General features: G+C 62.6%; 6 protein-coding genes. 3 read left to right on the top strand and 3 right to left on the bottom strand.

The window, feature by feature from the left end:
- The first annotated feature begins 413 nt into the window (after positions 1–413).
- The 3 genes from ABRA89_RS16385 to murJ all read left to right on the top strand — a co-directional run bounded on the left by ABRA89_RS16385 (position 414) and on the right by murJ (position 5,731).
- Entirely contained in the window at positions 414–1,115 is a 702-nt protein-coding gene (locus ABRA89_RS16385) for a GGDEF domain-containing protein (RefSeq protein WP_349942567.1), read from the top strand.
- 117 nt (positions 1,116–1,232) lie between these two features.
- Positions 1,233–4,127 carry a [protein-PII] uridylyltransferase gene (locus ABRA89_RS16380; RefSeq protein WP_349942566.1) on the top strand — a complete coding sequence of 965 codons (2,895 nt, stop codon included), beginning with the start codon at positions 1,233–1,235 and terminating at the stop codon, positions 4,125–4,127.
- Complete coding sequence (gene murJ / locus ABRA89_RS16375) at positions 4,124–5,731, top strand: murein biosynthesis integral membrane protein MurJ (RefSeq protein ID WP_349942565.1); 1,608 nt, start codon at positions 4,124–4,126, stop codon at positions 5,729–5,731. The genes ABRA89_RS16380 and murJ overlap by 4 nt, the downstream gene beginning before the upstream one ends.
- Before the next feature lie 42 nt (positions 5,732–5,773).
- Here the strand turns inward: murJ and ABRA89_RS16370 are convergent, their stop codons facing one another.
- From ABRA89_RS16370 to ABRA89_RS16360, 3 genes are read right to left on the bottom strand one after another with little or no spacing between them, the layout of a single operon-like run.
- Positions 5,774–6,499, bottom strand: a complete 726-nt coding sequence (locus ABRA89_RS16370; RefSeq protein ID WP_349942564.1) for an adenine nucleotide alpha hydrolase family protein — start codon at positions 6,497–6,499, stop codon at positions 5,774–5,776.
- Positions 6,496–7,710, bottom strand: a complete 1,215-nt coding sequence (locus tag ABRA89_RS16365; RefSeq protein ID WP_349942563.1) for an electron transfer flavoprotein subunit alpha/FixB family protein — start codon at positions 7,708–7,710, stop codon at positions 6,496–6,498. The genes ABRA89_RS16370 and ABRA89_RS16365 overlap by 4 nt, the downstream gene beginning before the upstream one ends.
- Entirely contained in the window at positions 7,707–9,659 is a 1,953-nt protein-coding gene (locus ABRA89_RS16360) for a DUF3483 domain-containing protein (protein WP_349942562.1), read from the bottom strand. Before ABRA89_RS16360 ends, ABRA89_RS16365 begins: the two co-directional genes overlap by 4 nt.

Genomic DNA, 9,659 nt, shown 5'->3' with positions numbered 1-9,659 from the left:
TGTTCTCTTTCGAGAGATGAAAGATGGACGTAGGATGGCAACGCAACACTCCAATTGGTCTGGACAACCGAGCCGATCATACATCGGCTCTGGGGTGTTGCACTTCGCGCTGGAAATCAGGCCTGGCGTTTGTTTATGCAAGCTTCAACGCATGGCTCAAATATAAATATTATAAAATAAGACTGACGATAACGGTTGTTTTTTGCTGCCAGCGTCGAACTCACGAATTGAACGAAATGTGATTCGATCTCGTCTTCGGCGAAACCAGCCATTAAAATATCCGGCCTACATGTCGATGGGATAAAATTTTAAAGCCTCGGCTGGCCATTCCCTAAATGACTGTTTCGCGTTCCTACATTTCAGGTTTGATTTGTATAACGGCTGCATCTTTCGCAGCGGCATCTCTCATTGTCTTGATAGCTCTCGGATATCCGCTGCTGGTTTACCTCGATGAGGGCGAGCGTCTGCTGGTCGCGGGCGCTGCGAGCCTCTCCACGATCGCCATTGTTTCGACGCTCGGCATCATAGCGTTCTGGATCCTCCCAGCGATGCGGCGTCAGAATAAGGAGCAGGGCAAGCTTCAATCTCTGACCGGCGCTCTCGAGCGACGCTCCCAGGACCTTGAGACAGCCGCACTGACCGATCCACTTACCGGCATGCACAATCGCCGCTTCTTCGATGAAGCGATGCGGCACTATCTCGAAGAATTCGAAAAGATCGGTCGACCGCTCGGTTTCATGCTCCTCGATCTCGATAATTTCAAATCGATCAACGACACTTATGGGCACGATGTCGGCGACCAGGTGCTGAAGACGGTGGCGAACTGCCTTTTCGACTTCACGCGCCATCACGACGTCGTCGCGCGGCTGGGTGGGGAAGAGTTTGCCGTCGTCGCACCCAACATGGGCAAATCCGATTGCGCGGCTTTTGCAGAGCGCATCCGCGAAGCAATCGGCAATCTGGTGATCAGGACCGGCAATCTCAGCCTGCGGGTCACGGTGTCGGTCGGCGTCGCGGTTTCCCAACGAAACGACGAGATCGGCCAATTCTACAAGCGTGCGGACGTCAATCTCTATCACGCCAAACAGACTGGGCGGAACCGGGTCTGCGCGTGAGGTCGCAACAGTCCGTTTTGCTTAGAATACCCCATTCGCGATTGGTCGCGCTTTGCTCTATAGAGGCGTCAGCTGCGGCGGCGCCGCGCTGAAGATGCACCGAATTTCAGGATTGGCATGAGCCAGAACGCGTTGCTCGAACCAACTTCGACGGCGGATCAACGGACCGTCGACGGAGCCAACCCCGTTACGCCTCCAGCTGAGGAGGACCTCGTTTCGCTGGAGGGAATTCTCGACCGCGAGAAGCTTCAGGCGGATCTCGATGCGATCGCCAAGAAGTATTATGCCGGCGACTGTGGAGACCAGCGCCCGAAAGTTCTGGAGCGGCTCAAGATCGTCGTTTCGGAAGGCCGTGCGGCAATTCGGGAAATGCTCTTTGCGGACAATCTGGGCACTCTCTGCGCCCGTCGTCTGGCTGCGCTGCAGGATGCGCTGATCCGAACGATCCACGATTTCGCTCTCAAGCACGTCTTCGACGTTTCCGACCTTCCCGACAACGAACGGATCGCGATTCTCGCCGTCGGCGGTTATGGGCGCGGAACGCTCGCGCCGGGCTCGGACATTGATCTTCTGTTCCTGATGCCGTCGAAGAAGGCGGAGATTTGCGAGAAGATCGCTGAATATCTTCTTTATTTCCTCTGGGATCTCGGTTTCACTGTGGGCCACGCATCGCGCACGATCGACGAATGCATCGCGCTTTCGAAAGACGATTTCACCATTCGCACTTCGATCCTGGAGCGCTGGCTTGTGGCGGGTCAGGCGGAGATCGCGGCCGAGCTCGAACGGCGTTTCGACAAGGAAGTCGTGCAAGGCACAAGCCGAGAATTCATCGCGGCCAAGCTCGCCGAACGCGACCAGCGGCATTCGAAGAGGGGCAACACGCGCTACCTCGTCGAACCCAATGTGAAGGAGGGGAAGGGCGGTCTGCGCGATCTCAACACGTTGTTCTGGATCGCCAAGTACCACTACCGCGTCGATACATCCGAAGAACTGGTGAAGGCCGGCGTCTTCTCGCGCCGCGAGCAAGCGCTGTTTACGAAGGCCGAGGATTTTCTCTGGGCCGTCCGCTGCCACATGCATTTCGAGACCGGCAAGGCGGAGGAGCGCCTATCCTTCGACCTGCAGCCAACGATCGCCGACCGCCTCGGATACAACATTCATCCCGGGCTTCAGGCCGTCGAACGGTTCATGAAGCACTACTTCCTGATCGCCAAGGATGTCGGCGATCTGACCCGCATCTTCTGCGCCGCATTGGAGGAAGAGGAGGCCAAGGAGGCGCCGGGCCTACGCGGCTTCGTCCGCTCGCTCCGCAACCGTGCGAAGTCGATCGCCGGAACGCTCGACTTCCACGTGGACAACAACCGCATCAACGTGGTTTCGCGCGATGTCTTCAAGCGCGATCCGGTCAACATCATCCGCATCTTCCGCCTCGCGGCGATGCATGATCTGGAATACCATCCGGATGCCCTCAAGCTGATCCGTCGTTCGTTGCGGTTGATCAACAAGGACCTGCGCGAGAACCCCCAGGCGAACTCCCTGTTTCTCGACGTTCTGACCGATAGGAAGGATCCGGGTCTGCACATGCGCCGGATGAACGAAGCTGGCGTCCTCGGCCGGTTCGTTCCGGAATTCGGCAAGATCGTCGCGATGATGCAGTTCAACATGTATCATCACTACACCGTGGACGAGCATCTTCTCTGCTCTCTCTCCGAGCTGTCGCTGATCGAGCGTGGCAAGCTGACCGATGAACTGCCGCTCTCGTCCGAGATCGTGCCGAAGCTTCGCGATCGTCGCCTCCTCTATGTCGCCCTGTTCCTTCACGACATCGCAAAGGGCCGCCCCGAGGATCATTCGGTGGCGGGCGCGCGCGTTGCCCGCGAGCTGTGCCCGCGCTTCGGGCTCGATGCGCGAGAGACGGAGCTGGTCGCTTGGCTGGTCGAAGACCATCTGGTGATGTCGATGACGGCGCAGCAGCGCGATCTCGCGGACCGCAAGACGATCATCGATTTCGCTGAACGGGTCCGCACACTGGAGCGTCTGAAACTGCTGACCGTCGTCACCGTCTGCGATATCCGCGCGGTCGGTCCGGGCGTCTGGAATGGTTGGAAGGGCCAGCTTATTCGCACGCTATATATGGAGACCGAGCCGACGCTTTCCGGCGGTTTCACCCAGACCTCCCGTGAGCAGCGCCTGATCGGCGCCCGCCGTCTTCTTGCTGAGCGTCTCTCCGATTGGAGCGAGGAGGAGCGCGCTGCCTACCTCGATCTTCACTATCCGAACTATTTTCTCACCGTGCCGATAGACGAGCAGGTGGCGGATGCCGAATTCATTCGCCGTGCGAATGGCGGCGAGCCCCTGGCAACCGAGGTGACGACTGATGCCTTCAGGCAGGTGACGAGGATCAAGGTTCTGGCACCCGACCACCCGCGTCTGGTTTCCCAGCTGGCCGGGGCCTGTGCCGGTGCGCAGGCAAACATCGCCGACTCGCAGATATTCACGCTCACCGACGGCCGCGCGCTCGACGTGATGACGATCTCACGGGCCTTCGAAAACGAAGAGGACGAGCTCCGGCGTGCCCGTCGCATCTGTGATAACATCGGCAAGCTGCTGCGCGGCGAAACGATCATGTCCCGCCTCATTGGCCAACCGCGCGGCACGCGCCGTATCGACCTCTTCGACGTCAAGCCCAAGGTGACCGTGGACAACGGGCTTTCAAATCGCGTCACGGTTGTCGAAGTCGAGGGCCTCGACCGCACCGGTCTTCTTGCTGACATCACAGGCGCGATTTCCGATCTCAGCCTCGACATCCGCTCCGCACACGTTTCGACCTATGGCGAGAAGATCATCGATGCGTTCTACGTGACCGACCTCATCGGCGCGAAGGTGACCTCCGAAGCGAAGATCGCCCGCATCGAGCGGCGCTTGCAGAGTGTTCTGGAGAGTGCGGAGGGCGAGGTTTCCTCGGTAAATGCCATGCCGTCTCAAAGCGCTTTCGGTATGCACTACAAATGAGCCTCATCTCGAAATTCGCGACCGTCGGCGGCGCGACCATGGTCAGCCGTGTGTTCGGCTTCGGCCGAGAAATGCTGATGGCATCGGCGCTGGGCGTCGGTCCGGTCGCGGACGCGTTCAACCTGGCCTTCCGATTCCCAAACCTGTTCCGCCGTCTGTTCGCGGAGGGTGCGTTCAATGCGGCTTTCATCCCGCTGTTCTCGCGTTCGCTGGAAGAGGAGGGTGAAGAGGGCGCCAAGCGCTTCGCGTCGGAAGTCTATTCCACGCTCTTTGCGGTGCTGGCGCTTTTCACGGTCGTCGCCTGGATCTTCATGCCGTTCCTGGTGCAGACGATCATTGCGCCAGGTCTCGCCTATTGCGTCGATGAGGAGGTGCAGGCTCAGGCCATTTCCTGCGCGCAGCGCTTCGACCTGACGGTCAGCCTGTCGCGCATCATGTTCCCCTATCTCGCCTGTATGTCGCTGATGGCGATGGTGTCGGGCATCCTGAATGCGTTCAGGCGGTTCTTCGCGGCGGCCGCAGCGCCGACCGTCCTCAACTTCGTTTTGATCGGCGTGATTGGCTATGCCATCGTTGCCGGATACGACAAGCCGGCGACCGGCTATCTGATGAGCTGGGGCGTTCTGGCTTCGGGCCTCCTCCAGCTGGCGATCGTCGTCGCAGCCATGCGCATGGGCGGCTTTTCCGTGTCCCTGCGCATGCCGCGCTGGACGAAGGGTCTGAAGCGGCTGCTGATCCTTGCCGGTCCTGCCGCCCTGATCGGCGGGATCACCCAGATCAACCTCTTCGTCGGTCAGGCGATCGCATCCTTCAAGCCGGGTGCGGTCTCGATCCTGCAATACGCCGATCGGCCCTATCAGCTGCCGCTCGGCATGGTGGGCGTCGCGATCGGCGTCGTGCTGCTGCCGGAACTCGCCCGCTCTCTCAAGGCCGGGCGAACGGCCGAGGCACAGCACACGCAGAACCGATCGCTGGAATTTGCGCTTTTTCTCACCGTACCGGCGGCGGTCGCGCTCTTTATCATTCCCGAGCCGATCATCCGGGTGATCTACGAACGCGGCGAATTCGATCCGTCGTCCACGCCGGCGGTGGCCGCCGTGCTCGGGCTTTACGCGCTCGGTCTGCCGGCATTCGTCATGATGAAGGTGTTCCAGCCCGGCTACTTCGCGCGGGAGAACACGAAGAGCCCGATGATCGCGACCATGATCTCGGCCGGCGCGAACATCGTCCTCTCGGTCGCGCTCTTCCAGATCATCGCCGAACAGGGCATCGCTCTCGCCACCACGATTGCGGGCTGGCTCAATGCCGGTCTGCTCTTCTGGGGGCTTTACCGTAAAGGCCTCTGGGAGATCGACGGCCAGCTGATGAAGCGTTCGGCGCTGGTGTTCCTCAGCGCCGGCCTGATGGGCCTGTCGCTCGTCGCGATGATGTGGGAACTCGGTGACTGGCTGAATCCAAGCGATCCAGTGTCGACACAGATCACGGCCATTATGATTCTCGTCGCCGTCGCGATGGCGATTTATTTCGCTCTCGCGCTCATCACCGGTGCCGCCGACCGCCGCCTCGTCATTGGCCTGATCAAGCGGAAGCGAGTGAAGCCCTGATGCGACTTCGGGTTTGCCATTGAAGCACGTGCTATCGCCGGCTCAGAACGACCGAATGCCGTTCCGCTCGAGATAATCGAGGATCAACTTCGCCGCCTCCGCCGGTTCTGGCTGGACATGCAGCTTTTCGCTCGCGTCTCCGCTGGACGCCTCAGCCGTCCGCATCAGGCGCGGGCGATTGCGATACGGTCTTTCGGACCAGATCGCTGGATCCGGCGCCTGCTCGGCAACGGCGGTCGAGCGGATTTCGCCGCGCCGTGAGGCGCCATAGGCGAACACGGCCGGGGCGGGGGCAAGCGGATGAACCGTCACGATTGCAGGCAGACGAACCGTTACACGCCGCCGCGCACCCTTCTTGAGAGCCTGATCGACGCGGATGATGCCGGGCTCGCTACCGGCCGCGATCGCGACCGCATCGGCGATGAGCGGGCGGTCGAGGGCCTTGGCGATCAAATAAGGGACGAGACCCGTGTCGAGACCGCCCTGGCCGCGACGGCCTGCGAGAACGAGGTCGAAATCCTCTGCCTTCAGCCGTTCAATGAGGGCCGGTACGGGGTCTGCCTCGGCTGGCATCTCCAAGCATTCGACCGACGAAAGGCCAACGCCGAGCGCTTCACGGGTCGCGTCCGTGCGCTCGCCTGCATGCAGGCCAATCACGGAGCCGCCAAGACGAGCCGCAAGGCCGATTGCCTGGGATTCGAGCCGCGCAAGAGCCGGGCGGCCGGAGACCGGGTGGCGAGATGTCGAAAGAAGGACAGCGGTCTTCATGCCTTGCCTCGGCGCTCTTCGATCAGTTGCCACAGGGCGGGCATCACGAGCTGCGCATCCTGAATGATTGCGAGCCCGGAGCGCTCGACCATCTTGGCGTGGAGGTCGGTGTTCACCGCGATCACGTGATCGCAGCCGGCGATGCCCTGCAGGTGCTGCGGCGCGCCGGCGATGCCGAGGGCGAGATAGCATTCCGACGACAGAACCGTTCCCGAGGCGCCCACCTGCGCCGAGCGCGGCATCAGGCCGGCATCGCAGATGACGCGGGATGCGCCGGGTGTCGCGGTCATGACCTTGGCGAGGTTCTTGAAGACCTCGATATCGGTGACGCCATTGCCGGCCGAAACCACGAAATCGGTCTCGGACAGCGAAAGCTGGGACGGATCGCCCGGGATCGTCTCGACCGAGAGGATTGCCGGATCGCTCATGTCGAGTGCGGGTGCATCCTCTATCATGCGGGCCTCGCATGGCGCGCCGGAGTAGTTCGCGGCGCGGTCTTCGCCGAGCGTAATGATGCGCGGCGGCTCGCCGAACTCTTCGGCGCGCATGCCGTTCTTGCGGCGCGCGACCTGTTTGGCGCTCAGATAGACCGCATCTGTCATAATCGGCTCGCCAAGCGAAACGGCGAGGCGGCGCGCGAGGTCGGCGCTCTCGTCGTCTTCGGCAAGAAGGATGTGCTTCGGCTGAAGCTGCTCGACGGCGGCTCTCACGCCTTCAGCCCGCAGCGACGCGGGCATGTTCGCGTCGTCGCCGAGATCGAGAATGCGGTCGGCTCCGGCCGGGCCGAGATCGGAAGTCGCTGCGGGCGCAAGAGCGACGACGGCACCACCACCGCTGCCGGCATCGGCGAGCATGCGGGCTGCACCGAGAATTTGCCGGTCGAAGCGCGACAGCCGGCCCTTCGGCGTCTGCAACACCGCAAAGACGTGGAAGGCCGGCGTTTCGAGGACGCGGACCTGGGGCGCCTTGGGCTTGGCCACCGGCGCGTCCGCGCGCTTCATCATGCGTGAGACAAGAGCGGTCGTCTGGGTGCGGTCGAAGCGCCGGCGCGGTGCGCCGAAGACCTCGATGACGTCGAGCTCTGCGCGCGGGTCGCGGCGCAAACGTTTTGAGGGAGAAGACGAGGCCGCAAGATCGAACCGGCGCCGGGAAGTGCCGGAGACCGTCTTTGCATCGCGCTCGGCTCGTGGATCGCGTCGCGCTCGGCTCATGCGGGTTCAAGCTCCCGTTGCGTGCCCTGCTTCCTGGACTTCGTGCTCTTGCCGGCCTCGACCGCATCGAGCAGCAATTCGGCGACGTCCTTCACCTCGGCCCGGTCCCCAGTGACGCCTTCGAGCATCGCTGTGCACTGCGGGCAGGCGACTGCCACCGTCTTTGCGCCAGTTTCGCGCACCTGGCCCATGCGGATGTCGGGAATGCGGTTATCGCCCGGAATGTCGGCCACCGGAGCACCTCCGCCGCCGCCGCAGCACATGGACTTGCGCTTGGAGCGGGCCATCTCGCGGCGCTCCAACCCGAGCGCGTCGAGAAGGGAACGAGGGGCGTCAAACTCCCCGTTGTAGCGGCCGAGATAGCAGGGGTCGTGATAGGTGATCGCGTGCCCCGTGATATGCCCCGTGGTCAGGCGCCCCGCCTCGACGAGCTCGTTGAGGAAGGCGGTGTGGTGAACCACCTCATACTCGCTGCCGAAGGCAGAATATTCGTTGCGCAGAGAGTGCAGGGCATGTGGATCGGCCGTGAGTATGCGCTTGAAACTCACCTTGGAGAGCGCCTCGATATTGGCCTTGGCGAGCTGCTGGAAACTCGCTTCGTCGCCGAGACGGCGGGCGAGGTCGCCGCAATCGCGCTCGGCTTCGCCAAGCACCGCGAAATCGACGAGGGCTTCGTTGAGGAGGCGGATCAGCGCCTTCAGGGTCCGCTGGCCGCGCAGATCGAATGACGCCTGACCGAGCCAGAGGAGGACCTCCGTGCTTTCGCCCTCGGCCAGCGTGCGCAGATTGAGGCCGCCCGCGAAATCGGTCCGCTCGCTGAGGCGATGGCCGTTCGGTTCGTCTGCAAGGCGCGTATTGTCCAGAACCTCGGCGCCCTTGCCCGGAACCGCGCCCATTTCGAGCGTCTGGTAGCGCCGCAGATCGACGATCGAGTCCACATGCTCGATCATCATCGGGCATTCCTCGACGCAGGCCCGGCAGGTCGTGCACGACCAGATCGTATCGGGATGGACGATGCCACCTTCGCCGATCACGGCGTGATGGAGACCCGCTTCGCCGCCCGTGGACCGGGCATTCGGATAAGGATTGCCGGCATAGGGGCTGGCATAGCCGCCACCACCCGCTGCCGCGAGATCGGCGATCAGGTGCTTCGGCGAAAGCGGCTGGCCGGCGGCAAAGGCCGGGCAGGCAGCTTCGCAACGCCCGCACTGAATGCAGGCGTCGAAGGAAAGAAGCCGGTTCCAGGCGAAATCGGAAGGGTCTTCGCGGCCGAGCTTGTCGCCTTCAAGATCGATCGGCTTGAGACCGGTCGAACGGCCCTTTGGCTGCGATGCGTCGAAACGCTCTGGCCGTGGATGAAGCGCGAGATGGGCGGCACCTGCCAGAGCATGGCGCATCGGACCGGTCGCGGCCTGAGCTGCGAGCGCCAGTCCACCGGCCGCTGCGGCGATCAGAAAGACAAGCGACAGGAAGGGCAGGGGATCGCCGAAGGCAGCGAGGAGCGAACAAAGGAGGCCACCGCCTGCGAAGGCACCAAGGTAGAATGGCGTGCGCTGATACCGACCTCGAGAAAGACGGGGCAGGGCGCGCGGATAGCGGCGCTGCGCAACGAGCGCGACGCCGACCGCCATCACGGCGAAAGCGAGCGTAACGACCACCCAATAAACGCGTGATGCGGCTAGTGCGGGGATAAGTCCGAGCAGCAGCAACCCGCCGGAAAGCACCAGACCGCCCGCCACCGGCACATGCATGCGCGAGGCCGACTTGTCACGATCGACCACGTGATGGACATCGACGAGATAGCGTTTCGGGATCGCCTTGACCCCGGCCACCCAGTCCACCTTGGCAGGTTGCCCCGACCGCCAGAGAGCGACGCGCCGACCGATCTGCACGGCGGCGACGATCGCCATGGCGACGACGACGTACGGCAGGAAAGCGGCTGCGCCCAT

This window comes from Fulvimarina thalattae, from assembly GCF_040239565.1.
Classification (GTDB): Bacteria; Pseudomonadota; Alphaproteobacteria; order Rhizobiales; family Rhizobiaceae; genus Fulvimarina.
This window is presented reverse-complemented; position numbering and strand designations above follow the sequence as displayed.

Excerpts from the sequence above, each read along its gene's own strand:
- murJ (WP_349942565.1), top strand. The coding sequence starts at position 4,124 with ATGAGCCTCATCTCGAAATTCGCGACCGTCGGCGGCGCGACCATGGTC.
- ABRA89_RS16370 (WP_349942564.1), bottom strand. The coding sequence starts at position 6,499 with ATGAAGACCGCTGTCCTTCTTTCGACATCTCGCCACCCGGTCTCCGGC.
- ABRA89_RS16380 (WP_349942566.1), top strand. The coding sequence starts at position 1,233 with ATGAGCCAGAACGCGTTGCTCGAACCAACTTCGACGGCGGATCAACGG.
- ABRA89_RS16365 (WP_349942563.1), bottom strand. The coding sequence starts at position 7,710 with ATGAGCCGAGCGCGACGCGATCCACGAGCCGAGCGCGATGCAAAGACG.
- ABRA89_RS16360 (WP_349942562.1), bottom strand. The coding sequence starts at position 9,659 with ATGGGCGCAGCCGCTTTCCTGCCGTACGTCGTCGTCGCCATGGCGATC.